At 44.6% G+C, this 26,666-nt stretch carries 18 protein-coding genes and 1 pseudogene; 11 read left to right on the top strand and 8 right to left on the bottom strand.

Annotated elements, in window-relative coordinates; genetic code table 11:
• Positions 1-715 precede the first annotated feature (715 nt).
• The 4 genes from JHD45_RS21760 to JHD45_RS21745 form a co-directional block, all read right to left on the bottom strand.
• The gene (locus JHD45_RS21760) at positions 716-1,147 is read right to left on the bottom strand and encodes a VOC family protein (RefSeq protein ID WP_199478696.1); all 432 of its coding nucleotides are present in this window, start codon (positions 1,145-1,147) and stop codon (positions 716-718) included.
• Between the two features lie 47 nt (positions 1,148-1,194).
• On the bottom strand, positions 1,195-3,675 hold the full coding sequence (locus JHD45_RS21755) for a glycogen/starch/alpha-glucan phosphorylase (protein ID WP_233407992.1): 2,481 nt from the start codon (positions 3,673-3,675) through the stop codon (positions 1,195-1,197).
• Positions 3,676-3,791: 116 nt separating this feature from the next.
• Entirely contained in the window at positions 3,792-4,190 is a 399-nt protein-coding gene (locus JHD45_RS21750; RefSeq protein WP_199478695.1) for a cupin domain-containing protein, read from the bottom strand.
• 179 nt (positions 4,191-4,369) lie between these two features.
• A complete protein-coding gene (locus tag JHD45_RS21745; protein WP_199478694.1) occupies positions 4,370-6,109 on the bottom strand; it encodes an ABC-F family ATP-binding cassette domain-containing protein in 1,740 nt (579 codons plus the stop codon).
• 374 nt (positions 6,110-6,483) lie between these two features.
• On the opposite strand from JHD45_RS21745, the gene JHD45_RS21740 reads away from it, so the two are divergent.
• Positions 6,484-7,608, top strand: coding sequence for a DNA alkylation repair protein (locus tag JHD45_RS21740; protein WP_199478693.1), 1,125 nt, complete (start codon positions 6,484-6,486; stop codon positions 7,606-7,608).
• A 15-nt stretch (positions 7,609-7,623) separates the two neighbouring features.
• Here JHD45_RS21740 and JHD45_RS21735 read toward each other — a convergent pair whose 3' ends face one another.
• Both JHD45_RS21735 and ilvY read right to left on the bottom strand, forming a co-directional pair.
• Entirely contained in the window at positions 7,624-8,985 is a 1,362-nt protein-coding gene (locus JHD45_RS21735; RefSeq protein WP_199478692.1) for a GGDEF domain-containing protein, read from the bottom strand.
• Positions 8,986-9,033: 48 nt separating this feature from the next.
• Complete coding sequence (gene ilvY / locus JHD45_RS21730) at positions 9,034-9,912, bottom strand: HTH-type transcriptional activator IlvY (RefSeq protein WP_067019892.1); 879 nt, start codon at positions 9,910-9,912, stop codon at positions 9,034-9,036.
• 221 nt (positions 9,913-10,133) lie between these two features.
• Between ilvY and ilvC the strand changes: the two genes are divergently transcribed.
• Together ilvC and modF are read left to right on the top strand one after the other, a co-directional pair.
• On the top strand, positions 10,134-11,606 hold the full coding sequence (gene ilvC / locus JHD45_RS21725; RefSeq protein ID WP_199478691.1) for a ketol-acid reductoisomerase: 1,473 nt from the start codon (positions 10,134-10,136) through the stop codon (positions 11,604-11,606).
• A 145-nt stretch (positions 11,607-11,751) separates the two neighbouring features.
• Complete coding sequence (gene modF / locus JHD45_RS21720) at positions 11,752-13,191, top strand: molybdate ABC transporter ATP-binding protein ModF (protein WP_199478690.1); 1,440 nt, start codon at positions 11,752-11,754, stop codon at positions 13,189-13,191.
• A 71-nt stretch (positions 13,192-13,262) separates the two neighbouring features.
• Here the strand turns inward: modF and JHD45_RS21715 are convergent, their stop codons facing one another.
• A complete protein-coding gene (locus JHD45_RS21715; protein ID WP_199478689.1) occupies positions 13,263-15,152 on the bottom strand; it encodes a retron Ec67 family RNA-directed DNA polymerase/endonuclease in 1,890 nt (629 codons plus the stop codon).
• A gap of 212 nt (positions 15,153-15,364) precedes the next feature.
• Between JHD45_RS21715 and JHD45_RS21710 the strand changes: the two are divergent.
• The 7 genes and pseudogenes from JHD45_RS21710 to aphA form a co-directional block, all read left to right on the top strand.
• A pseudogene (locus JHD45_RS21710) lies at positions 15,365-15,822 on the top strand (ABC transporter ATP-binding protein); the annotation flags it as partial.
• Positions 15,823-16,004: 182 nt separating this feature from the next.
• Positions 16,005-19,172 carry an isoleucine--tRNA ligase gene (gene ileS, locus JHD45_RS21705; RefSeq protein ID WP_199478688.1) on the top strand — a complete coding sequence of 1,056 codons (3,168 nt, stop codon included), beginning with the start codon at positions 16,005-16,007 and terminating at the stop codon, positions 19,170-19,172.
• A 737-nt stretch (positions 19,173-19,909) separates the two neighbouring features.
• The gene (locus JHD45_RS21700; protein ID WP_199478687.1) at positions 19,910-21,046 is read left to right on the top strand and encodes an ABC transporter ATP-binding protein; all 1,137 of its coding nucleotides are present in this window, start codon (positions 19,910-19,912) and stop codon (positions 21,044-21,046) included.
• A 2-nt stretch (positions 21,047-21,048) separates the two neighbouring features.
• Complete coding sequence (locus JHD45_RS21695; protein WP_199478686.1) at positions 21,049-21,969, top strand: ABC transporter permease; 921 nt, start codon at positions 21,049-21,051, stop codon at positions 21,967-21,969.
• Positions 21,966-22,772, top strand: coding sequence for an ABC transporter permease (locus tag JHD45_RS21690; protein WP_199478685.1), 807 nt, complete (start codon positions 21,966-21,968; stop codon positions 22,770-22,772). Before JHD45_RS21695 ends, JHD45_RS21690 begins: the two co-directional genes overlap by 4 nt.
• A gap of 48 nt (positions 22,773-22,820) precedes the next feature.
• Positions 22,821-23,888, top strand: coding sequence for an ABC transporter substrate-binding protein (locus JHD45_RS21685; protein ID WP_199478684.1), 1,068 nt, complete (start codon positions 22,821-22,823; stop codon positions 23,886-23,888).
• A gap of 265 nt (positions 23,889-24,153) precedes the next feature.
• Positions 24,154-24,864: an acid phosphatase AphA gene (aphA, locus tag JHD45_RS21680; protein ID WP_199478683.1), complete on the top strand. Its 711-nt coding sequence runs from the start codon at positions 24,154-24,156 to the stop codon at positions 24,862-24,864.
• 102 nt (positions 24,865-24,966) lie between these two features.
• Here aphA and JHD45_RS21675 read toward each other — a convergent pair whose 3' ends face one another.
• Complete coding sequence (locus JHD45_RS21675; RefSeq protein ID WP_199478682.1) at positions 24,967-25,392, bottom strand: VOC family protein; 426 nt, start codon at positions 25,390-25,392, stop codon at positions 24,967-24,969.
• A gap of 162 nt (positions 25,393-25,554) precedes the next feature.
• Here JHD45_RS21675 and soxR point away from each other — a divergent pair, with 162 nt between their 5' ends.
• Positions 25,555-26,007, top strand: a complete 453-nt coding sequence (soxR, locus tag JHD45_RS21670) for a redox-sensitive transcriptional activator SoxR (protein WP_199478681.1) — start codon at positions 25,555-25,557, stop codon at positions 26,005-26,007.
• Positions 26,008-26,666: the final 659 nt, after the last annotated feature.

Here is a 26,666-nt window from a genome sequence, read left to right as displayed (position 1 = left end):
CGATTGACTTCTTTAACCCCTCAACTTCTAGGACTTTACTCAATCTCGTAACTTCTACTGCTATTGTTTTATCTAGCACGATATCTGGAGGCACATTCCCATCAGGTTCTTTCAAAATTGAATAGCCTTTTTTGGAAAAGGTTTTAGCAATTAGACTCTCTTCTCTATTTTCTCGCATACTTCAAATCCTAAAGTAAGTATGAAATTTTAATAACCATGCTAATTCATTTGATATCACGCTAACACAACTTACCAGAACACCCCCATCACCTCCTTCCCCTTGGAAGACAAAAGGAGAAGGGACCGAGATCGGTTGCCTTCACCTTCTGTACACAAATGCCTGAGAAAGTAGCTTCGACGCAACGAAGTTGCGCGACCCTATGGCGCTTCAAAGTCAGTTAAAGAAAACCTTTCTCCATACAACCACACAATTCTATGCCTTGATTAGGACCTGCATTGAAAAGCTATTCCCTTATGAGGAAACGAGGCGCTGCTCTAAAAAAAGATCTTTTGGTTACTTTTGTATCGTTTGGCAAAAGTTACACGCTCAGCAGAGCGGAATAAACTGGTGGCTCAAAGCGATTTAGAGGATACCGAAAAAGGCCCAACGATAAGACAACAACTGCAGATGTCGCACTAAAGCACGACCAACCAGAACACCCCGTCCTAACCTTGGAAAACAAAAGGGGAAGGAATAACCTGATAAAACGACATATCAGGTGAGCGCTTTTACTCGGCTAGAAATAGGATGGTCGTCTTTTAGTTGCAGCAAGTCCCATAGGTTGCCGTATAAATCTTCAAATACCGCCACTGTACCGTATTCCTGCTCGGCAGGCGGTCGGATAAAGTGAATTCCTTCGGCGAGCATACGTTCGTAGTCTCGCCAAAAATCGTCAGTATTTAAAAATAGGAAGACACGACCACCCGCTTGGTGGCCGATAAAGTCCATTTGCTCCGGTTTAGAGGCTTTTGCCAATAACAAAGTCACCCCCTTTGAACCTGGCGGCGACACGACCACCCAGCGTTTATCTTGCTCTGGCTGGTAGGTGTCTTCCAACAGTTCAAACTTTAGCTTATTTACATAAAAATCAATGGCTTCATCATAGTCTCGAACCACTAGGGCAATATGTACAATGTCTTGTTTCATATGTTTTTTTCTCTTTTTCTAATGGTTCTAAGAGCAGCCAATACGCTTTAAACCGAATAAGGTGGTAATGTCCAAATCTCATCAGCGTATTCTTGGATGGTACGATCCGATGAGAATTTGCCCACCCGAGCGGTATTCATCACCGCCATTTTTGCCCAACGAATTTTGTCTTGATAGGCTTCTGAGACGCGTTGTTGGCAATCAACGTAAGCTCGATAATCTGCCATGACTTTATAAGGATCCCCACCTTGAAGGAGGCTATTTCGAATATCATCAAAGGCATGGGGGTTGTTTGGCGAGAAATGCCCAGAACAGAGCCAATCTAAGGCACCTTTCAGCTCTTCATCTTGTTGGTAATATTGATAAGGCTGGTAGCCATGGCGATCCAGTTCTTGGACTTGGTCGACATTGAGCCCAAAGATAAAAATGTTCTCTGGTCCCACTTCTTCCAATATTTCCACATTCGCCCCATCCAAGGTGCCAATCGTCACCGCGCCATTTAATGCCAGTTTCATATTCCCTGTTCCAGAGGCTTCTTTCCCAGCAGTGGAGATTTGCTCGGACAAATCGGCCGCTGGAATAATATGTGATGCCAAGGAAACTCGATAATTGGGCAAAAAGGCCACTTTCAATTTCCCATTAATGCGTGTGTCATTATTGATCACATCCGCAACGGAATTGATGGCATGGATAATGGTTTTGGCTAATGCGTACCCCGGAGCCGCTTTGGCGCCAAAAATAAAGACCCTCGGGACCATATCTAACTCGGGTGAATTTAATAATCGATGGTAGAGCGTCAGAATATTTAATAGCGTTAAATGCTGACGTTTATATTCGTGCAAGCGTTTGATTTGCACATCAAACAAAGCATGGGGATCCACGTCGATATGACATTCTCTTTTAATAATCTGGGCAAGATGGACTTTATTTTGATGTTTGACGTCCATAAAAGCGGTCAGAAAGTCCTCGTCATCCTGTAAGGTTTCTAACTGACGCAGCCTATCTAAGTTCTTTGGCCAGTCGTTTTCGATACCATATTGGTCAAAGAGTTGCACCAGCCCTTCATTACAATTCAATAACCAGCGGCGTGGAGTGATGCCATTGGTTTTGTTGGTAAATTTATGAGGGTAAAGCTGATCAAAATAAGGAAACAACTCACTCTTGAGTAATTGTGAATGCAGTTCTGCCACACCATTAACCTTATGGCTTGCAATCACCGCCAAGTGGGCCATGCGGATCATTTTATGATCCCCTTCTTCGATGATGGACATCGCCCGTTTGATATCATCCCTACCAGGCCAGTGCTGCTCAACGTCACTTAGAAAGCGATAGTTGATTTCATAAATTAACTGCAAATGTCGTGGTAGTACCCTTTCGAATAATTCCACCCCCCATTTTTCTAACGCTTCGGGCAGTAAAGTATGATTGGTATAAGCGAAAGTACGAGTGACAATATCCCAGGTGGCCTCCCAGCTTAAATGTTTGTCGTCCAGTAACGTCCTAGTCAATTCGACAACGGCAATGGCGGGATGCGTATCATTCAATTGGATGGCGGCTTTTTCTGGTAGCATCGACCAATCCGAATTCATCACCTCAAACCGTCGTAAAATATCCGCTAAAGAGCATGCTACAAAAAAGTACTGTTGTATTAAACGCAGCTCTTTACCATTGGCATTTTGGTCATTCGGATACAATACCTTGGAAATCGTTTCCCCAAGGACTTTAGAATGCACTGCTTCTACATAATCGCCCTTGTTGAATTCTTCCAAGTCAAAATCTTCTGTGGAATGGGAAGACCACAATCGCAAAAAGTTGACGGTTTTCGTGTCATAGCCGGCGACAGGAATATCAAACGGTACGCCCATAACACTTCGTGTATCCACCCAATTCGGCCGACAGTTACCAGCGCTATCGAAGGAGACTTCCACGCGGCCATAAAACTGAATGGTTTGCGAATACTCCGGACGCATGACATCCCAAGGTGTACCATATTTGATCCAAGTATCCGGATGCTCTACCTGTTTCCCCTGTAAGAACTCTTGTTTGAACAAACCAAATTCATAATAAATGCCATAGCCAATCGCGGGTAAGTCTAAGGTCGCTAACGAGTCCAGAAAACAGGCGGCTAAGCGCCCAAGCCCTCCGTTTCCTAGACCCATGTCCATTTCTTCATCACAAATTTGCTCCCAATCCAAGCCCAGTTCTTCAATGGCTTGTTTCGCTTCGTGATACACACCAACATTATGAGCATTATTGATCAGCATTCGCCCCATCAAATATTCCATTGATAGGTAATACACCCGTCGCACATTCTCTCGCGTATGCGACACCTGCGTTTCTACCATGTCATCCGTAATACGATCACGGATCGCGAGGGACAAGGCCAGCCACCAGTCTCTTGGGGTAGCTTGCTGAGGCAAATGCACCAAGGTATAACGCAAATGATGCAAGATACTGTCTTTCATACTTTGATAAGAAGCCAAACCGTTATGAGAATCTTCATGGGAAGAATCCGTCACTGAAAACATAACCTGCTCACCTTATGATGGGTTAAATGAAAAAAGATCGGACTGAAAACAATACGCACTATACAGGTCTTATATTATGTTAATTCGCTCTTGTCACGTCTGATAACCAAATACCGTTATGAGTCTGTTGGTCTCTCTAAAGAGTGGTCAGTGGGTTGTGGTGTCACAGTCATCACCTTGAGGTGGGTCGATGATTCAAATCTATGCCATACATTCTTAGGGACAACGAATAATTCCTGCTCTTTAAGCGGATGCTTTTCTTCCTGACCTTCAATTAATAGCACCAGCGTAGTCGTTCCCTCTAAAGCCATGACAATTTCATCACCAACGGAATGCCGCTCCCATTCACTGTTACCAGAGTAATGCCCCACATAAATGGCACCATCTCGATATTGAGATAATTCAAGAAAGGCCTTACTCGCACCACCAGAAAAGGCCATTCCTGGTGTGCGATTCGGCAGATATTCCAAGCCCAAAAAGGCCGTTTCAATAGATTTTTTCGCCAATTTACTCATTTAGCTCACCTTTTTTTGTTAGGACGGTTGAACAAATATGGAGCTCAATCGACACGTTTCAAAGGACGATACCACAAATGACTTGGTATTCCGTCACGGTCATTTATCCTGTATTTAATGCCGAAAGCAGGGCATTCCATGCTCGAAAAGCCCTGCTTACATCAGGAATAAAAGCGACTCTATTCAAGTTGTTGGTTTAAGACATTCAATTCCTTCTGCCATTGTTGTTGCTTAGCGGGCTTCTGGCGTTTGGGTTTACGAGCCAGATCCTCCTCTAGCAACCGCTCCAATTCGCAAATACGCTCCAATATTCGCTCATCTTCCGTCATGGCCGCTGTAGCAACCGACTCTTCTGGAAATAAAGGAGACGCATCAGTGAATGCACTTGGTTTACTACCGGCGTCATCTCCCTGAGAAGTGAAATAAACATCGCTATCGTGCAGTTCCACCAGCTGACCATTGTGGATCCACCAAAACCGAGTCGCGATATTTTCAATAAACCGCTGGTCATGGGAAGTAAACAGCAAAGAGATGCCCTCTTGCGTCAGGTCAGACTCCAATTCTTCCTTACCCTGCAAATCAATATGGTTGGTCGGTTCATCCATGATCAACAGGTTCGGTTGCTCCAACAGAAAGGTTAGCAGCAAAATACGTGCCCGTTCTCCGCCACTGAGCACATTGACTCGTCGGCCATGATCAAGGTAGGGAAAGCCCCATTGGATCAGCACACGGCGAATCTCTTCTTGGCTGGCAGTACAGTTTTGTCGGATCCAATCCGCGATCCCCAGTTCAACATTGAACTGCTCAAGCTCTTGGTCAAAATAGCCAATGCGCACATTAGGGTTAAAACGGGTGGTACTCTGCTCACCAACATTTTGTTGATGCACCTTTATCAAGTGCTCAATACAGCTGGATTTACCACTCCCATTGACACCCAGTAGAGCAATACGATCACCGGGGCGAAAGTTAAGATCGGCAATGCTAAACAGCGGTCGACCATCAGGACTGCTAATGGTTTCATTTTCAAAAACAAAGACTTGTTTGGTTTTTAAAAACTCACTGTCCACTTTTAAGGATAACCCTGACCCTTGAGTGACAAAGGTTTTATTGATTTCCAACTTATCGATGCGTTTTTCCATGGACTTGGCTTTTCGTGCTAAGTCTTCGTTGTCGTACACTTTCCCCCAGGTAGCCAATCGCTTGGCACTGGCTTTTAGCTTATCGATTTCTTTTTCTTCCGCTTCCCGAGTTTTTCGGGCCGCTTCATCCGACTCCGCAAGCGCGACCTTGGCTTGTGAATAAGGAAGATGAAAGGCATAACAACGCCCATCACGTAGCCACAAAGTCCGTTGTGTCACTGAGTCCAATAAATCACGGTCATGGGAAATCATCAGAAACGACGGGGTATCCGGCAAGCTCAAATAACGTTTTAAGCAATACATCGCCTGACTGTCCATATGGTTGCCTGGTTCATCCAACAACAGCAATTCAGGCTCTTGAATGATGGCACGAGCAAATAATACGAGGTTTTTCTGCCCGCCACTGAGAGTGTTTAAGGGTCTTTGCAGGGTCGCCTCGTCAAAGCCAAGCTGCTGTAACAAGGTATCAACTTGATAACCACGAACGACCTGTTCATCCGCCGGAATATTATCCAGTACCGCTTGATGGGCCGAAATGGCTTCTAACTCTGGGGATAAAAATTGCTCAACCAAGCCAATCTTAAGCCCTCGCTGACGATGCAACTGACCACTGTCTAGCGTCAGCTCGCCAAGAAGAAGTTTTAATAGCGTTGATTTACCGCAACCATTGTGACCCACAAGGCCAATACGATCGCCAGATTCAATGGAAAAAGACAAAGAGTCAAACAGGTGCTTACTACCCGCTTGATAAGATAATTCGATAACAGAAATTAAAGACATAAATCACCTATGCGCAACATATCAAAAGATAGGCACAGATGAGCACTGACAATGTTCAGACGTTGTGTATCAGTTCAGAATAGTAATATCAGCGAAATCTGTGCGTTAACAACAAATTTGCGCTGTGCGTGGATCACCAAGATGAAATGCGAAATCTAATTCACATTGATATGCAATTTCTTGCATGGGTGGCCTCCTTTATCTGACGAGTGAATGGGATCTAGAAAGTATATACCGCAGTCTGTCAGAATATCAACGCGGCCAACAAAAAGTGTTTTTTTATACTGACAGAAATTGACACAGGTATGTGCCAATATAGCGGCATATTTAGGTAGGTGGAATTTAAGATCATACCGCTAAAGGAAACGAAACCAATGTCTGAACCTTTTAAAAACCTCTTCAATGACACTGTTATTAGAAAAATGGCAGGCCACTTTCAACATCATTGGACAGAGTTTGATGCTCAAAGCTTTACCGAAGCGGCTTGTTATCAACTTGAAACGCTAGAGCTGAAAGAACGCTCAGCACAAATCACCAAGGCCATGGCCTCTTATTTACCCAAAGATTTTATCCAAGCGGGCAATATTCTGCTTGCCAGTCTGGCAACGGAGTCAGACAGCAACGATTCATATGCAGAGGAAAGTGGCATCACAGGTTGGGCCATTATGCCGATGGCGGATTACGTGGGGCAATATGGTATCGACTATCATGAATTTTCGATGACCTTGCTAAACGCCATGACTCGTCGCTTTACCTCCGAGTTTGGTATTCGTTTTTTCTTATTAGCGGCACCAGAAAAAACCTTAAAGACGCTAGATAGCTGGATTACCGACCAAAATAAACATGTACGGCGCTTAATATCCGAAGGAACTCGTCCACGCTTGCCATGGGCGATGCAGTTGCCAGACTTTATTAAAGATCCTACGCCCGTGATTCGCTTATTAGAAAAACTCCGCGATGATCCAGAAGAATATGTACGCCGCTCGGTTGCCAACAACCTGAATGACATCGCCAAAGATCACCCAGATCTCGTCGCGGATCTCGCCATCGACTGGATGAAAGGGGCAAATACACCTCGCCAGCGACTCCTTCGTCACGCTTGTCGCACCTTATTAAAACAAGGCCACACCACGGCACTCAAAGCATTCGGTTATGGCACACCAGAATTAAAAAGCCATCAACTGACTATTGCAACGCCTAACGTTTCACTAAATCAATCACTTGTGTTTTCCTTTTCACTCAGCTCAGACCTAAATAAAGACCAAACGTTAATGATTGATTATGTTATCCATCATCAAAAGAAAAACGGCACGACCTCACCCAAAGTATTTAAATGGAAAAAAGTCACTCTGCCTGCAGGTAAAGACCTATCCATCACCAAGAAGCACCTTTTCAAACCCATTACCACAAGAGCCTATTACAGTGGACAACATAGCGTGGAAATCATGATTAACGGCGTGTCTATGGCAAAAGAGAATTTCTCATTGAGACTCTCTTGATAAGGCATAGGAGAGCTAACCTATTTTCACCTGATTTCGCCCTGCCCCTTTCGCTTCGTACAGCAGCGTGTCCACACGTTTTAAAATACTAACTTGATCGTCGTTTTCTTGGCTGCCTGTTACACCTAGGCTGATCGTAAATCTAGGAAGAGAAGGTGTGTTGAATGTTTCAACTTTCAAGCGAAGCGCTTCGGCAAGCTTACCGGCCTCATCCAGACCTGTATTTTTTAGGAGAATGGCAAACTCTTCCCCACCAATTCGGAACAATATGTCGGTCTCGCGGATGAGTTTGTTTAACTCAGTCACCAGAAATTGCAACACTTTGTCCCCCACACCGTGACCATGCATGTCATTAATTTTTTTAAAGTAATCAACATCGATCAGCGCAAGACTAAATCGACCACCACGATTAGCTAACGCTAACTCTTCTTTTAATAACTCATCCCATTTATGACGATTATAGGCGCCTGTTAACTTATCTCGGGTGGCAAGTTCAATCAATTGACGCTCTACTTCATAGCGATTGCTACGCTCTTTAGAAAGTCGATTCGTCAAAATATTCAAATCCGCTTCAAGCACACTAAACTCATCTAAATCTTGATAGGCAGTGCGACCCACTTCATCAGAGTCTTCCCCTATTGTTCGATGTAAAGATTCAATTTTCCAACGAATAGAACCCACTCGGCTCCGTACCGACTGCACAATGTATAAGGTCAAATACGTCCCGATGAACAATGCCGCGATACCTAAGATCGCGTTCACTATCATCAATTCTTGCTCTTGTCTTTCAGTATAAAGAGACGCTTTGAGGGTTAGTTGATCGATATTTTTTAATAACATATCGGACTGAGCATCGAGTTTTTGACAATGTTTTTCTATGTTGCCCCAATGGAGAGAAAAATCAGTGTCTCCATGTAAAAAAAACAGGTTTACTAGATGATCAAAAGTCTCTCGCTCAACATGCAATGAACGAATCTGTTTCATCAGTGTTTGATGATCCGCCACTTTTATACGGACACCACCACGTTTCAGTCCATTTTGAATGACCTGTGTGGCTTTAACTAATTGTTTAAACAATGACTGGCTATAGTCATTGAATCCGAGCAAGGCTTTCTTTTTCAGTGATGGATGGTCGAAAAGAGCTTGTTTTTGTTGACGGATGGTTTCCATCAATAAATGTTGCTTAAGTTGTATAAGCTCAATCTCTGAAATAACGTCTGATAAAGGCACATCGATCTGAGCCACTTCTCGCATTTCATAATTGATTTTCTGCAGTTTTAAAACAGAATAAAGAATCACAATAAACAAAAAAGACAACAGAACAAAAGAAAGACTACTCACTTTTCTCGTAATGGAGGCATTAAACCACTTAAACATATATCACTCTTTCTAATTACTCTCTAACGAGACATTGGCAAATAGGTCTTACATCAAACTCCAAAAAGCGTCGACCAAGGGATTTTTTAAGTTTTTCTTCAAGGTAAACAAACCAATGTCGTAAGGCGCTAACTCAGGCTTTACCTCTAGCACCTTAATTCGATCCATCAACGGGCTATTATCTAAGACGATTTTGGGCACTACACCAATGCCAAAGCCTAAACTCACCATGCTCACAATGGCCTCGTTACCCGTTACCTGCGCATAAATTCGTGGTGTAATATCATGTTGGCGAAACCACTCATCGACACGGGTTCGAGACACGCCACTTTCCGACAGGATCATTGGAATGTGCGCCCACTCTTCTGGTCTAGTAGGGGGATTGGCGGGTACATTCGGTACTTGCTGATCTAGTGGCGCAATAAATAACAAAGGTGAAATGGCAATGGGCTTAAACGCCATACCACGGGGTAAATTCGCAGGCCGCGCAGCAATGGTAATGTCTTCTTTACCATCCAGAATGTGCCCGATCGCATGCTCTGGATCACCAGTACGCAGCTTAATCTCAATCGCCGGATAGGCAATGCGAAAACGGCGCAGTAATTCATACAAGAAACTATAACTGGCCGTGACCGAGCCATAGAGACTGATTTCACCACTCAGCTCATCGGGATTGTCCGTCAGCTCATGGCGGATCAAATCCCATTGCCGACTAGTATCACGGGCGTACTTGAGAAACTTTTGTCCTTCTTTGGTCAACACAACAGTGCGATTATCACGATTAAACAACACAACACCTAGTTCATCTTCTAAGTGTCGAATGTTACGCGACAAGGCGGAAATACTGATATGGCATTCGTCGCTAGCGCGCCCGAAATTCAATGCTTCCGCTAACGCAAGAAATTGCTTGATCGTTCTAATCTTCATAACACACCTTCGCCTACGAACTACTCATCATAAACCATGTTTGCAAAAAGTGGGACACTATATTGCGAATATATCAATTTACGAAAAAATGTTACTAGGATAGATTAGCTCTACTCGCAGAACGTCATCAGAATCTTGCTTGGCGGCTGTGTCATCCATTTTTAATATCGGCATGTTGTTATGGCCGATACATTAAACATAAAAACTAGGAAATGTTTACCATGGCTAACTACTTCAATACATTGCCGCTACGCGAGCAACTAGAACAACTGGGCAAATGCCGTTTCATGGACATGTCAGAATTTGCGGATGGCGTAGAAGCGCTAAAAGGCAAAAAAATGGTTGTCATCGGTTGTGGTGCACAAGGTCTTAACCAAGGCTTGAACCTACGCGACTCTGGCCTTGATGTCTCTTACGCATTGCGTCCTGAAGCCATCGCTCAAAAACGTCAGTCTTGGAAAAACGCCACAGAGAACGGCTTTACCGTTGGTACTTACGAAGACTTGATCCCAACAGCTGATGTGGTTCTTAACCTAACACCAGATAAACAACACACTGCAGTTGTTAACGCGGTTATGCCACTTATGAAAGAAGGGGCTTGTCTATCTTACTCTCATGGTTTCAACATCGTAGAAGAAGGTATGAAAATCCGTGAAGACCTAACGGTTATCATGGTAGCGCCTAAGTGCCCAGGTTCTGAAGTACGTGCTGAATACGTTCGTGGCTTCGGTGTTCCAACACTGATCGCTGTTCATGAAGACAACGACCCTAAAGGCGAAGGTCTAGCCCTAGCAAAAGCTTACGCTGTCGGTACTGGCGGTCATAAAGCAGGCGTTTTGATGTCTTCTTTCATCGCCGAAGTGAAATCTGACTTGATGGGTGAGCAAACTATCCTTTGTGGTATGTTGCAAACAGGTTCTATCCTTTGCTTCGACAAAATGGTTGAAGAGGGCATCGATCCAGGTTACGCCTCTAAATTAATCCAATACGGTTGGGAAACCGTGACTGAAGCATTGAAATACGGCGGCGTGACTAACATGCTAGATCGTCTTTCTAACCCAGCTAAAATCAAAGCATTTGATCTGGCTGAAGAACTTAAGCAAATCATGCGTCCTTTGTACAACAAGCACCAAGACGACATCATGAGCGGTCATTTCTCTAAAACCATGATGGAAGACTGGGCAAACGACGACAAAAACTTGCTTCAATGGCGTGCAGATACCGCTGAAACCAACTTCGAGAAAACACCTGCTGGCGACGTAGAAATCTCTGAACAAGAGTACTTCGACAAGGGTATCTTGATGGTGGCTATGGTGAAAGCAGGTGTTGAGCTAGCATTTGAAACCATGACGGCTGCGGGCATCATTGCAGAATCGGCTTATTATGAGTCTCTACATGAAACCCCACTCATCGCGAACACCATCGCTCGTAAGAAACTGTACGAAATGAACGCGACGATCTCTGATACAGCAGAATACGGTTGCTACCTATACAACCATGCTTGTGTGCCTCTATTGGCTGATTTCATGAAAGGCATCAAGTCTGACGTCATCGGTAAAGGGCTTACTGTAGAAGACAATGGCGTGGACAACGCTCGTTTGATCGAAGTAAACACAGCGCTTCGCTCTCATCCAGTTGAAGCAGTTGGCGCGGTATTACGTGGTCATATGGCGGACATGAAAAAAATCGTTTAATACGATTATTGCGCTCGCCAATACTTTGTTAAAAATAGACTCGTATTGGCTTCGCTCATAACATCGTCATTTTCATTTAAAAAGCCGGGCTTCAGAACTCGGCTTTTTTGTCTTTCTTGTTCTCAACAAAACATTAGGAAATACCATGGGCAGCATCCGCTTAGACAATATTCTCTTCAACAAGGTAACGGTGAACTTTGATGATCGCTTTACGCTAAGCGAGATTAACTGGACCATTGATCCCGGCCAACACTGGGTAATCACCGGTACAAACGGCGCGGGCAAATCGGCCTTGGCGGCCGTGCTTGCAGGCGTTGGTGAGATTGAAAGTGGCACGATAACAGGCCTTCCACAAAATGTGGGATTGGTGTCTTTTGAAGCCCAAGCCGAACTGATTGCCAAAGAACTAAAAAAAGACGACGCCGACATCATGGACGTGATTTCCCTCGGCACGCCCGTTCATGAAATGATTTTCGATAACTGCCAAGACCCAGAGCTGGCACACGCATTAGTCGAGAAGTTCGGTTTAAACCAATTACTTGACCGTGCCTTTCGTAAACTTTCCACAGGCGAAACGCGTAAAGTCATGCTGATTCGCGCTTTGTCCAGCAAACCAGATTTATTAATTTTCGATGAGCCCTTCGACGGCTTAGACGCCAATACGCTTATCATGCTACAAGAACATTTGGCGAGCATAGTCGATACCATACCCATGGTGATGGTACTTAACCGATTTGATGAAATGCCGACCTTCATCACTCATGTCGCCTATGTAGATAAGGGCGAACTGGCGCTAACGGTAGACAAAAAAGACAAAAGTGCCTTTAACGAGCTGTATCAATTACTGCATTTAAAAACCACAGACCTACAAGTGCCGGAAGCCGATCCAGCCAACACCTTGCCAGCACTCGACCCAAACCAACCGCTGGTCAGACTCAACCAAGCCACCATCAAATACGGTGATACCGTGATTGTTGATAAGCTAGATTGGACCATAGAACGCGGCCAACATTGGCAACTCAGCGGCCCCAATGGCAGCGGCAAAACCGGTGCTTTATCTTTGATCACCGGAGATCATCCGCAATGTTATACCAACGATATTTTCGTCTTTGGGTTCCAACGCGGCAACGGCGAAAGCATTTGGCAAATCAAACAATTTATCGGCTACGTTTCCACGGCACTGCAATGGGAATACCGCGTCAGCACCAGCTGCAAAAACGTCATTATTTCCGGCTTTTACGACAGCATCGGCATGTACAGCAAATCCACCGATAACCAAAAGAAAATCGCCGATCAATGGCTTGCACTGCTAGGCATGGAAGACCGCGCCGACCAACCCTTTAACAAACTCTCCTACGGCGACCAACGTTTATTACTCATCGCTCGTGCCATGGTCAAACACCCACCATTATTGATCCTAGACGAGCCCTGCCTTGGACTAGACGACATGAACCGCCAACTTGTTCTCGCTCTTATCGAGAAAATTTGTGAAGGCAAAGAAACCACGGTTCTCTACGTCAACCACCACGCGGAAGACCAGATTAAAGGGATAGAGAACTACTTGGGGTTGAAGAAGAACAGTTAAATTGACGCCTTTCAGAAGCACAAAAGCCAACTAAATGAGTTGGCTTTTAAAATCAACATAGAATAAAGAGCTTATTTAATCGTGTCGTAATGCTTAATTACTGAAACAATAGAGTCTAACAGTGGTTTTAGACCATTGAAATCAACCCCCTTCTTTTGTGCTTTAACAATATGAGTTGCAAAGTTATCCTTACTCAGATCTGTTGTACCATTTCTATTTTTTACAGTGTTAAAGCATTTCCCACTATATTTCATGAGCCTAGTTTTATCATCAAAGAAATACTCAATATCAGTAGCATTCCCTGAAGGATCTAATGGAGTAAAAATAACATATAAATTTCGAGTTACATGTATGAACTGAGCCTTTCGAACATCAGTTTTTGGATCAAGACCTTGAGGGACTAAAGTGATTTTATTAACTAAAGGCTTACGTTGCAACAATGCAACAATATCTTTCGGGCCTGTGTCATTATCTAAAAGAATTATGACTGGATTTTTCGGATTAGAACATTGATATTTTCTTTGACTCTTCTCGAAGTTCAGAATGATTTTTTTAAGATCACCAACACCACCAAATAACTCTAAAAAAAATCGAGTACGTCTAGAGTATTCAAAAAAATTAACTAACAAATTGTATTTTTTATATGGGATACCTTTTTTACTTATCTCACTAGTAAAAGAAGCTAGATTTGGATAATTTATTGCCAGTTCACTTATAGCAGACTTCAGATAAATATTATCTGTTTTACCTTCACATAAAATAGTAGGCTTATCGTTTCCATAAAATGATTTATAGTATAAAAATTGACTAAAAGTCTTTTCCCGTCCTGTCAGAAGTTCCTTAGTGGAATGATCATTTATTCCAATTTTCTTAATTGCATATTCTGAAACTAATGGAGGCTTTTGCCTCATACGATTATAATGATCAATTTGATCGATAAAGTTTAGTTGTCCTTCCAGTTCATTTATATTCCCTTCAACTTCGACACCATTTTTTGTGGTCATAAATCTACCAGTTTTAAAAAGACTGTTACACTTAGCCCGAACTGTTCGCCAATACTCATTTTTAACATTTGGTTTTTTATTCACGACGAGTCCAGTAACATCTTGCCGTGAATTTTTATATTGAATACGAGTTTTTTTATCATTAATAGAGAATCCAGCTCTCTCTATCTCATTCTTTAGTTTTTTACCTGATGTATAAATACCTTTTTCTTCTGCCATTATTTCAGTTGGAAAAGTAGATAGGTTAGTAGAAAAAGTGATATCATCAGCGTATCGTGTATAAGTACATTTATACTTTCTCGCTAATGAAGCCAACTGTATATCCAAGCTATGAGCAATTAAGTTTGTAATAATAGGAGAGCATGGACTTCCTTGAGGAAGCTTGTTTTCATAACATGCAATTTGAGCAATTACAGTTGCAATTTCAGGGTTAAACTGGAAGTTCTTATTCTTAAGAAAAAAACCACGCACACGACCAAAATTAAAACAATCAAAAAAATTTTCAAGATCAATATTGAGAATATTTTTCTTTCCTATATGCATCATTGCATTGGTAATAATCGATCTATCTTTTGTAAAACCATGAGATAAAGAGGGTTGTCGAATAGCTGAATTCGATATTTTAATTTTTAAAACTTCTGCCGAATAATCTGAATCTATTTTGTTATTTTTTAATTTTGGTGAAGCAAGCTGTGATTTTGGATATTTAGAAGCATTTATTTCACCAACACAATCTAAAAGTAAATTAGATAATGCTGCCTGTAAACTTTTCAATTCATCTGAGGGTGCATTTATCGTACGTTGACCTCCTGACTTTTTATCTATATTGAATGTATGGTATTGATTTTCAGGTCGAACAACGTAAAGAGTGTGAGTTAGGAACTTGGGGGATATGTTCAAAGCTTTAGCGAATTCAGGTTTGCTTGATATAGACCTTAAATAGTTTAGCTTTGACATAAACGATTCCACTTAATAAGAGATGGCTTATGGATACTCTTACGCGCTATAAGTATTATAAGGACATTGATAATACTATAAGGCAATCCTAACGGACAATTGTTCCACTGTTCGCGATGCGCGAACAAAAATCTATCCATAAGCCAATACATCTAAGTTGGCATACCGTTTATAAAATTGCAATATTAAACTACACTTAAGTTATTTATATTATCTTCGGATTCCAGCGAGGCAACGGCGAAAGCATCTGGCAGATCAAACAATTTATCGGCTACGTTTCCACGGCACTGCAATGGGAATATCGCGTCAGCACCAGCTGTAAAAACGTCATTATTTCCGGCCTCTACGACAGCATCGGCATGTACAGCAAATCGCCGACCAATGGCTTGCACTATTGGGCATGGAAGACTGCGCTGACCAACCCTTTAACAAACTCCCCTACGGCGACCAGCGTTTATTACTCATCGCCCGCGCCATGGTCAAACACCCGCCATTATTGATCCTAGACGAACCTTGCCTTGGTCTAGACGATATGAACCGCCAGCTTGTATTCGCTCTTATTGAGAAAATTTGTGAAGGCAAAGAAACCACGGTGCTCTACGTCAACCACCACGCGGAAGACCAGATCAAAGGGATAGAGAACTACTTGGGGTTGAAGAAAAATAACTAGCCCCTTGACGATTCTTCTGATCAAAGGTAAAAATAGAGCCATGAAAAATGTATCCCTTACTCAGCAACGAATTATTATCATCATTCCTAGGAGTGGTGGGCTCGTTGTTGCGTAAATAAAGCAAACCCGCCCAAGAGGCGGGTTTCTTTTTTCTGCTTCTTGGGTGTTAACAGGAAGCCGATATGAGCAATCAAGACTCCCCTTCGCATTTAGCCCCCGAGGCTAATAATCCCTCTACATCCGAGCGTTTTTCGTTCGTTGATGCCGAACAGGCTGTACTGACATTTTGGCAGGACAAACAGATTTTTAAGCGTTCTCTTGCCGCGTCGAAAAATAAGCCCGACTATGTGTTTTACGATGGGCCGCCGTTTGCAACGGGGTTGCCCCATCATGGTCATCTGGTGGCATCGACCATCAAAGACATCATCCCGCGTTACTTTACGATGCAAGGATTCCATGTAGAGCGCCGTTTTGGTTGGGATTGCCATGGTTTGCCCATCGAGCATGAAATCGATAAATCCCTTGGTATGTCCGCCAAAGAAGCGGTTGAATCGCTGGGGATCGCCCGTTACAACACGGAATGCCGTGGCATTGTTCAACGTTATGCCTGCGAGTGGGAAAAGACCATCACACGCCTTGGCCGCTGGGTAGATTTTGACAACGATTATCGCACCATGGAGCCATGGTACATGGAGTCTGTTTGGTGGGTCTTTAAACAGTTGTGGGATAAAGGGCTCGTCTACCAAGGCGACAAGGTCATTGCCTACTCCACTGAGCTGGAAACCGTATTATCCAACTTTGAAGCCAGTTCTAACTACAAGGACGTTCAAGACCCTGCGGTCACTGTGTTGTTTAAACTCGTAGGAGAAGACGCCTATTTTGCCGCATGGACGACGACTCCTTGGACATTACCTTCAAATCTTGCCCTGTGTGTTGGCCCAGACATTCCTTATGTCAAAGTCCATGATACCACTATCAACAAAACCCTTTGGCTCGCCAAGGCGCAACTGGAATCTGTGTGCAAAGGCCATGATGTAGAGGTGCTTGATAGAGTTGAGGGAGCCGACTTGAGCGGTAAACGCTATGAACCGCTTTTCCCCTATTTTAGCCACTTAAATGAATCCGGCGCTTTTCAAGTATTGGCCGATGATTTTGTCTCGACTGGCAGTGGTACAGGCATTGTCCACATGGCTCCCGCCTTTGGTGAAGACGATAACCGCGTCTGCAAAGCCAATGGTCTACACGCTTCTGTTTGCCCTTTAGACAGCCGTGGCCGCTTCACCCATGAAGTAACTGACTTCGAGAGCTTGTATGTGAAAGACGCCGATAAAGCCATCATGCAAACATTAAAAGCGCGTGATCTTTTGTACCGTCAAGAAACCATCACCCATAGTTATCCTTTTTGCCCTCGCTCCGATACGCCCATCATCTACCGTTCTGTGCCCTCTTGGTACATCAAGGTAGAGCAAATGCGTGCCGAGCTACAAGCCAACAACGAACAGATCAATTGGGTGCCAGAGCATATCCAACAAGGCCGCATGGGCAAATGGTTAGAAGGGGCGATCGATTGGTCGGTGTCGCGTAACCGCTATTGGGGTACTCCGCTGCCAATCTGGGTAAACGATACAACAGGCAAACACATGTGCCTTGGCTCTATAGAAGAGTTAACAAACTACACCGGCGTCACTGTCGACGATTTGCATCGTGATCATGTTGATGAGCTGACTTTCTCCCTTCCTGAGGAACCAGGCACTTATCGACGTATTGCAGAAGTATTCGACTGCTGGTTTGAGTCCGGTGCCATGCCTTATGCACAAGTGCACTACCCCTTTGAAAATAAAGCGCAATTTGAGCAAAACTTCCCAGCGGCGTTTATCGCCGAAGGGGTGGATCAAACACGAGGCTGGTTTTATACCTTACAAGTTCTCAGCCAATGTTTGTTCGGGCGACCAGCGTTTAAAAACGTTATCGTCAATGGCATCGTGATGGCGGAAGATGGCAAGAAAATGTCCAAACGCCTCAAAAACTACACGCCCCCTGATACTCTGATGGAGCACTACGGGGCGGATGCTTTGCGTCTCTATTTGATCAACTCTGGCTTGGTAAAAGCAGAAGAGCAACGTTTTTCTGACGCGGGCGTACAAGACATGGTGCGTCAGGTCTTGTTGCCTTGGCTCAATGGTTTTCGCTTCTTCTCGACCTACGCCGAAATCGACCAATGGCAAGACACAGGATCGGACAACCCCTCTAATAACATCTTGGACCAATGGATATTGTCTCGCCTGCAAACCTTAACCACCAAGGTCAATCAGGAGATGCAAGCCTACCATCTCTACAACGTGGTGCCTGCGCTCTTTGAGTTTATCGAAGATCTCACCAATGGCTATATCCGCTTGAATCGAGCCCGCTTTTGGCAAAAAGAAATGAATGAAGACAAACTGCAGGCTTATCACACTTTGTACTCTTGTTTGGAGACATTTAGTAGGTTAATGGCACCTTTTACGCCCTTCCTTGCGGAACATCTATACCAAGAGCTGCTGCCTTTTTCCGCTAACGATAGGCCAGAGTCTGTGCATTTGTGTGACTACCCCACAGCGAATACGGCATTAAAACACGAAGACTTAGAAGCCAGTGTCGCTCGTGTTCAGCATATCTTGGTAATGGGTCGTCAACTGCGTAACGATTTGAAAATTAAACTAAAAACCCCGCTCAAATCGCTGACCGTATTGCATAAAGAGGCTCAGGTACTAAACGACATCGCCCGTTTGACGGATTACATTCAAACAGAGCTGAACATCAAAGACGTATTCTTTAGCCAACAAGAAAATGACTACATCGACTTCTACGCTAAAGCGAATTTCCCTGTTTTGGGCAAACGCCTTGGCAAGCAGATGAAACACTATGCAGCACGCATTGCGCAACTCAATGAGCAAGAGTTGGAGCACCTAGAAACCCACGGGCAAATCGAGGTGGACGGGCAGGTATTTAACCAAGAGGAGATTCACGTCTATCGTCAGGCCAAAGCAGGTACGCACACCACATCCAACCGTTTTGTGTCGATCAGCATCGACCCAGAACTGACAGAAGAACTGGTGGCAGAAGGCGCCATGCGAGAAATTGTTAGCCACATACAGAAAATGCGTAAACAACAGGGCTACAAGGTATTGGATCGTATCGACATTAGCATCGAAGCGAGTGACGAACTGGCTCATTGGTGTCAGCAACACCTTGATTACATCAAGACAGAAACCTTGGCAGATAAACTGTGTTTTACAAGTTTATCTGAGACGATTCCCTCCTTAGTGACGGATCTGGGCATGGTTAAAGTCATGGTTGATTTAAGCAACTAGTAATCAATATGAATCAGACTTCATCGACCTATGGGCATATCTTCTCACCTATGGGTCGATGGAACATCACACTCTAACGCTATTGATTTTGCCCATATTTGGTGCGCTTACAATATGGACAGACATTTCGGCTCCCTATCACAAACCAACTTACTCAAAAGTGCCCGAAAAAAATTAGCCGGAGAGTTGAAAAATAAGCTTTTCAAGTGTTTATCACTAGCAGATAGCCATGCGTTCATATTTTTGCCATTATTTGATAGCTCTACTTGCATAGTTTTGCCATTATTCGATAACTGTAAACTAAACTGGATTGATTAGGGTGTCATTAAACAAATCTTATGTCTTGTTTGACAGAATCCTTTAGCCACAGGAGGAGGGGCTAGCAATGTATGGAGCAATAAAATCTTGTTTTTCAGTGTTGGTAGGGGACTCAAACTATACCCCCAAGTGGGTACATCTTATCTGTAAAAGTGAATGGTAGTATTTTTACAATATGGAGTCAGAGCATCCCGCCGGTAAGCGTGAGCCGATGGCGGCTTTGGTCACAGCATGGCAAACACTGGGCCCACAGCCAAATTAATTAGTAAGGAAATTCGGCAACGGCCAACACTGTAATTTGTTATCTGGTATTTCCTGTAGGACGAGGATCTGCATTTTTAAGCTTAAAGATTAGTATTCACCTTGGAGGTCTGACGTTGTCAGACTAAGTGTTTTGCGAATTTGATAGGCCCTTTATTATGACACAAACATTGGCAACAGAGCGAACGGCGTCCCCCACTACATCAAAGCAAGAGCAAGAACTAGCAACCGGTGCCCCCGCACGGGAAGCCTCATCCATTACCTTAGAAGGTGTCAAAAAATTTTTTAACCGTCACGATATTGCACTAGATGGTGTTGATCTAACGATTCGACCCGGTGAATTCTTTACCCTACTTGGGCCATCGGGGTGTGGTAAGACCACTCTGCTGCGCATTCTGGCTGGTCTGGATACTGCCAACAGTGGCGTAGTAAAAATCGGCGGCAAGGATGTCACCGAAATACCATCCCACAAACGCAGCATCAATACGGTGTTTCAGTCTTACGCCCTATTTCCTCACCTGAACGTTGAAGACAACATTGCCTTTGGCCTTAAAATGCAGGGTGTGGCCAAGGCCGAGCGGGATCGCCGAGTGCGAGACATGGCAGAGTTTATTCAGCTAAGTCCTTTGCTGGGGCGACGCATCGAACAGCTCTCCGGCGGGCAGCGCCAGCGTATCGCTCTGGCCCGGGCGCTAGTCTGTGAGCCGGATGTGTTACTGCTTGATGAACCGCTTTCGGCCCTCGATGCAGGCTTGCGTGGCCAGTTGCAAGTCGAGCTGCAGCGCATACAACGCCGTCTGGGAATGACTTTTGTATTCGTCACCCACGATCAGCAGGAAGCCATGGTCATGTCGGACAGAATTGCGGTACTCAATGCTGGCAAGATTCAGCAGTTGAGTACACCCAGGGAGATTTTCGAACGTCCCACCAATACCTTTGTAGCACGTTTTATGGGCCACACAAATTTGTTCGATATCACCTCCCGGCAAGCAAATAAACTGGAAACCCCACTGGGAATCCTTGAAGTTGAAACCCAAACTCAAGGCAACAAAGTGTTGATCCGCCCTGAGACCATTGAAATAGGCCCCGATGCCGCCCAGTACGCCAACCAGTTTACAGCACTGGTAAAAGAGCATTTCTACCGAGGCAGCTTTATCGAATACCGTTTACAGATCGGTGAAGTCTCTCTGGTGGCGCTGAGCAGTAACCAGGGCCAGAAGCTTTACAATGTCGGGGAACAAGTACTGATCAGTGTTTGTCCCGAAGATATTGTCACCGTGGCCAGCGAGGATTAGTCATGTCTCAATCGTCATTCACTATCTCCCAACGCCGCCTACAACTTCGCGAAACACTACACCTTTTATGGACTACAGCACCGGGGGCGTTATGGATTATCATTTTTCTAGTGCTGCCCAGCCTGTATCTAGTGAGTATGGCTTTCATGACCAACGGTACCTACGGTCAGCCCGGCATGCCGCTAACTCTGGACTCGTTCCGTCAGTTGGCCGGTTTCGGTTTTCTGGGTTGGAGCCCAGGGAATATTTACACTTTACTACGCTCTCTATGGCAGACTTTGGTGGCCACTGGCCTTGTGGTAATACTGTCTTATCCGCTGGCCTACTACATCACCACCTGCCGAGTCTCCTTGCGCCCTATTATGCTGCTGGCGGTGGTGCTGCCGTCCTGGACTAATCAGGTTATCCGAGCGTTTGGCTGGATGAACCTGCTCGCCCCAGAAACCCCATTGTCCAATTTTGCCCAGTGGATGGGGTGGATTCCACCCCATTTAGGACTATTCCCGTCTAACTTTGCTGTAACCATCGGCCTAGTTTATAACTTTCTCCCTTTCATGATATTGCCCCTTTACTCTGCCTTTGAAAAACTCGATGTCCATCTGGTTGAAGCGGCGCGGGATCTTTATGCCTCACCAGTCAAGGCCTTCTGGACAGCAGTTTTTCCGCAGACCCTGCCCGGCCTGCTGGCCGGAGTCGTGCTGGTCGCCGTGCCAGCCTTTGGCATGTACGTGGTACCTGAGTTGCTGGGTGGTGGGCGCTCCACGATGATAGGCAACCTGGTCGCCACCCAGTTTACTGGTGCCTCCAACTGGCCTTACGGCGCCGCTGGTGCCCTCCTCATGCTAGTAGCCACTCTAGTGGGTATTTTCCTGCTGCGTAGACTCGGCAAACGGGTTGGCGGTGGTGAGGAGGTGGTCATATGAGTCGACGTTCCTTTAAAGCTTCTCTGACTATCTACTGGTGGCTACTGCTGTTTTTTCTGTATCTACCACTCGCAGTAGTGGTGCTATTCTCCTTTAACTCAATCAATAGTGCCGCCACCTTTGAGTCCTTTTCCCTGCGCTGGTATCGGGAATTATTCTCCGACAGTCAGGTACTGAGTGCTCTTAGTAACAGCCTGATACTGGCGATCTCTTCTTCGGTGATTGCCCTGCTGTTTGGCTCGCTGATTGGCTATGGCCTATACCGCCACCGCCATCGTAAACTTGGCTGGCTAATTATCCTTATCTACCTGCCGATTGTGATGCCAGATATTGTATTTGGGATCGCTGACATGACTTTCTTTGTGCGCCTCAACAGCCTCACCGGATGGCTGTCTCCCGGACTTGATACCATGGTCCTCTCCCATGTTACCTTCGAGATTCCCTTTGTGGCACTGATTGTCTATTCCCGTTTTGTAGGGCTTGATGCCACCTTGTTCGATGCGGCTAAGGATCTATACGCCTCACCGCTTAAGCGTACTCTGCATTTTATTATTCCGGCCATTAAGCCAGCGTTAATCTCGGCCTTTTTCCTCTCGTTCACCCTATCGATCGATGATTTCGTGATCAGCTTTTTTACCGCAGGGCCACAAAGTTCGACCCTACCAATTTATATCTGGGGAGCCGTCAAGAAAGGAATAACACCGGAAATCAATGCAGTAGGAGCACTTATGATTGGTGCGGTCATTGTGGCCGCAGTAATTAGCTTGCTGGTGACACATCGCCGGCCTCGTCAGGACTCGTAGGAGTCTTAGTTTAGTCAAACATCCACAGAGTGTGGTAGGAGCATTAATATGAATAATCAGGCAAAACGATGGCTGGTCGGGCTCGGTAGCGCGCTCTTGCTGTCAACCACAGTGCATGCCGCAGAGCAAAAACTATTTTTGTTCAACTGGAGCCAGTATATGGATCCGGATATCATCAAGGCGTTCGAGCAAAAATACCATGTTGACGTGGTACAGAGCTATTACGGTTCTCTCGATGAAATGTACGCCAAGCTGCAGGCTGGCGGCGATTCCCAATACGACATCATAGTACCGTCCAACTATTTCGTGCCACGTCTGGTCAAGGCTGGTCTGGTGCAGCCCCTTAATAAGGCCGAACTGCCTAATCTAGACAATGTCATGGACCGCTTCAAAGACCCTTCCTACGATCCAGGCGAGAAGTACACAGCCCCCTATCAGTGGGGTATCACAGGTATTGTTTACAATGCCAAGGTCTTCCCCCATGCTCCGGACAGTTGGTCTCTGCTATTTGATCCTAAAGAAAACGAGGGCCAGCCATTTTCTATGATTTCTGATGGTCAAGTCCTGTTTGGTGCGGCCTGCGCTTATCTAGGCAAAGGTTATAATTGTACTGGCCAGCAGAACTGGGTGGATGCCGCTAAGTTGGTTTTGAAAACCAAGCAACGCAGCAACTTTACGGGCTTTATCGATGGGACCCCGGTTCTACAACAGGTAGCCCGAGGAGTAACTCAAGTAGGGATGACCTACAACGGAGATTTCCTAGCCGATAAAGAGTCCAATCCCGAGGGATTCAAAGATCTAGAGTTTATGATCCCGAAAGAAGGAGCTGAAGTATGGGTAGATTCCATGATGATTCCCCGTCGCGCTCCCCATCCAAAACTAGCTCATGAATTTATCAATTTCATCCTTAACCCAAAGATTGGGGCCCAGTTGTCTAATTACAATATGTATTCAACACCCAATAAAGCGTCTGTACAGTACCTAGACCCTCTTCTGCGTAAGCCACCTGCCCTGCCAACGCCGGAGCAAATGAAGCGCTTGGAGTTCACCCCTAGCCTAGACGGTAAGCAGTTGCAACTTTTCCAACAAATTTGGAGCGATGTGAAATCACGTTAAAGGATGCTAGGCGGAGCCATGCTGCTGGCTCCGCTTTAGTCAAATCAAAACAGGATGATAGAAGGTCACATTTTTTATCTATAGAATAAGAATCGTTAGAGACCTTTGCACGACATCGCGAGTAAAACTTAGACGGGGAAAAATAGACAAAATGCAGCGTTTATGCCTTATAAACGAGCCTTTTAAGTCTATTTTTAACACGGTATTGGTATGCACAGCAGTCATGCAAAGGTCCCTATTATGACAATAATGCTGAGGGAACACTGTGAACCATACTTTACGCTCAATGACTTTAGTGCTGACTTGTATAGCTAGCCTATCGGCTAATGCTGATCCGAAAACACCAGGTACTCATAAAGGCTATTCCACCATTGATATGACCACTGCTGGCATGCCAAAGGATGTGAACATGATTTCTGTTGCGGATCTCAAACAGGAACTCCAAGGCAAAGCACCTTTTGCTGTTGGCTTTGATATCGATGATACGACCTTGTTTAGCTCTCCCGTCTTTTATCGTGGCCAACAAGAATTCTCACCAAATGGTTACTCTTATTTAAGCAATCAAAAATTTTGGGATAAGGCAAACTGTGGATGGGACAAATTCAGTATGCCCAAACACATTGCAAAAGAGTTAATTGCCATGCACCAGCAACGTGGTGATAGCATCTACTTTATTACAGGTCGTACTGGCTCGAAGTGCCATTTTACGACAGAGTATTTGAAAAAAACCTTTGATATCAAAAATATGCATGATGTCATTTTTGCCGGATCTAGTCGTACTGAATATACAAAAACGAAATACATAAAACAGCATGATATCAAGATTTATTATGGTGATGCTGATGGCGATATCATTTCGGCACGGAATGCGGGCGCGGAAGGCATTCGCGTTATGCGTGCAGCCAATTCTAGCTATAAACCGATTCCAAAGAATGGAATCTATGGCGAACGAGTCCTAAAAGACTCTCAGTACTAGGCACTCGACTTCCTCAACTATAGGTATTTAAAAGCCGCAAACTACTTGTCTTGCGGCTTTCTATTTTCTTTAATGCATTCGTATCAGCCAGGTAAAATCCTCTTATTCAAGATCATGACAGTTGTTACGCTCTTCAGGCAGGTCAGATAAATACTCAACAAACTCCACTTCATAGCCCGATGGGTCGATAAAATAGACATTTTTCCTATGTGGATTTTCTGGTCCTCTGTGTGACTCCTGAAAACCCGCCAGCCTTATACGATTGATAACAGCTTCTAGGTTATTAGTGACATAAGCAAAGTGAGCCAGTCCAACTTGATGCCCCTTAAGGTCGCGATTTTCTCCAGCACCATTATCGTTAAAGGTAAGAAATTGATAATCATCACCAAAGTGCATCCAATTGCGCTGGACGCCATACCAATCCGATGTGCCTTGAGCACGAATTCGCCAATGAGGAAATACGGCTTTGTAAAAGGTTAATGTGGCATCCATATCTTTCACGACTAAGTTAAGATGTTCCAGTCTCATACTTTTTCTCCTTAATTACCTTATAAAGTTGGAATGAACGAAGGCAAAAACACACCGTAGCAGCCTTCTGTGTAGAAGAGTCTTTACTATAGAACCTCAAGTTATATTGAGGTAAAGTGTTTTTTAGACTTTTTCCCACTTATTTTTAAAACTGGAAAGATTATGAACAAAGAGGAACTAACCGTAGGCTACATGGCAAAACGCTGCGGTGTTAATGTCTCAACACTGCATTTTTATGAAGAAAAAGGCTTAATTAAGAGTTGGCGTAATCAAGGTAACCAGCGCCGTTATCATAGAGACACCTTACGCCGAGTGTCGGTTATCAAAGCCGCTCAGAAGGTCGGCATCACGTTAGATAACATTAAGAAGGCCCTTGACTCACTACCTGAGAACCGCACACCGACGAAAGAAGATTGGCAACTTCTCGCATCAAACTGGAATGAAGAATTAAACGCCCGAATTGCATATCTAGAAAATCTTCGCGACTCACTAACAAGCTGTATTGGCTGTGGTTGCTTGTCCTTAACTCAGTGTCCCATCTACAACGACCAAGACAAACTCGCCACCGAAGGCACAGGCCCTATTCTCTTAGATCGAAAAGTATCCATGAAATAAAAGCGAGATCAAGGAGACTTAACAGCATGTCTTTTTACCACTTACATAACCATTGGCTTTGTTTCTTCAGTCAAGTCCACGAGACAGATACTATATTCTACTTTCACGACTATTGGGTTCCCACAGAAACGTTGAACCAGCGAAACAGTGAGAGAGCCTGACAAGGTCGTCAGCAAAATGATGAAAGCGCCTGAAAAAGTGAACACTTATGATGAGTAAAAGGTGGCTATAATTCCTTGATCTAACGCTCCACCTTTGAAAAGATTAACTCAGATCAATCGTCGCCTTGCTATGGGATTCGCGCCGACGCGTTGAGCCTGCGAAACAGGCGCAAGCGAATACAATGCCAAGGAGGCAATCTGCAAAGCCATAGATTAGTAATAACGATAACTGGGAGCGGCGTGAGACGATGCCCGAACGGATCTGCATCTAATTTTTAGGGAGGTTGACTCCCCTTTTTACTTTTTGGATTTTCTGCAGCCGAAAAAAGCCCCAACAGCATAAGCTATCAGGGCCTTCTTAAATTAAATCTTGATAACGACCTCACGGATCTAACGCTATGCGTTATCCTGCTTCGCAGCGCCTTTGGCGTCTTTGACTGGTTCCTCCGGAACATTGCCAATCATATGACTGTCTAATTCAACCAAGCCCACACTACC

This window comes from Marinomonas spartinae, assembly GCF_016461715.1.
GTDB classification, from domain to species: Bacteria; Pseudomonadota; Gammaproteobacteria; order Pseudomonadales; family Marinomonadaceae; genus Marinomonas; species Marinomonas spartinae_A.
The sequence above is the reverse complement of the archived record's forward strand: the minus strand, read 5'-3'. Positions and strand labels throughout refer to the sequence as shown.

Coding starts and splice junctions, on each gene's coding strand:
- JHD45_RS21735 (WP_199478692.1), bottom strand. CDS start 8,985: ATGTTTAAGTGGTTTAATGCCTCCATTACGAGAAAAGTGAGTAGTCTT.
- JHD45_RS21690 (WP_199478685.1), top strand. CDS start 21,966: ATGAGTCGACGTTCCTTTAAAGCTTCTCTGACTATCTACTGGTGGCTA.
- JHD45_RS21700 (WP_199478687.1), top strand. CDS start 19,910: ATGACACAAACATTGGCAACAGAGCGAACGGCGTCCCCCACTACATCA.
- ileS (WP_199478688.1), top strand. CDS start 16,005: ATGAGCAATCAAGACTCCCCTTCGCATTTAGCCCCCGAGGCTAATAAT.
- modF (WP_199478690.1), top strand. CDS start 11,752: ATGGGCAGCATCCGCTTAGACAATATTCTCTTCAACAAGGTAACGGTG.
- JHD45_RS21750 (WP_199478695.1), bottom strand. CDS start 4,190: ATGAGTAAATTGGCGAAAAAATCTATTGAAACGGCCTTTTTGGGCTTG.
- soxR (WP_199478681.1), top strand. CDS start 25,555: ATGAACAAAGAGGAACTAACCGTAGGCTACATGGCAAAACGCTGCGGT.
- JHD45_RS21745 (WP_199478694.1), bottom strand. CDS start 6,109: ATGTCTTTAATTTCTGTTATCGAATTATCTTATCAAGCGGGTAGTAAG.
- ilvC (WP_199478691.1), top strand. CDS start 10,134: ATGGCTAACTACTTCAATACATTGCCGCTACGCGAGCAACTAGAACAA.
- ilvY (WP_067019892.1), bottom strand. CDS start 9,912: ATGAAGATTAGAACGATCAAGCAATTTCTTGCGTTAGCGGAAGCATTG.
- JHD45_RS21740 (WP_199478693.1), top strand. CDS start 6,484: ATGTCTGAACCTTTTAAAAACCTCTTCAATGACACTGTTATTAGAAAA.
- JHD45_RS21685 (WP_199478684.1), top strand. CDS start 22,821: ATGAATAATCAGGCAAAACGATGGCTGGTCGGGCTCGGTAGCGCGCTC.
- JHD45_RS21675 (WP_199478682.1), bottom strand. CDS start 25,392: ATGAGACTGGAACATCTTAACTTAGTCGTGAAAGATATGGATGCCACA.
- JHD45_RS21695 (WP_199478686.1), top strand. CDS start 21,049: ATGTCTCAATCGTCATTCACTATCTCCCAACGCCGCCTACAACTTCGC.
- JHD45_RS21715 (WP_199478689.1), bottom strand. CDS start 15,152: ATGTCAAAGCTAAACTATTTAAGGTCTATATCAAGCAAACCTGAATTC.
- JHD45_RS21760 (WP_199478696.1), bottom strand. CDS start 1,147: ATGAAACAAGACATTGTACATATTGCCCTAGTGGTTCGAGACTATGAT.
- JHD45_RS21755 (WP_233407992.1), bottom strand. CDS start 3,675: ATGTTTTCAGTGACGGATTCTTCCCATGAAGATTCTCATAACGGTTTG.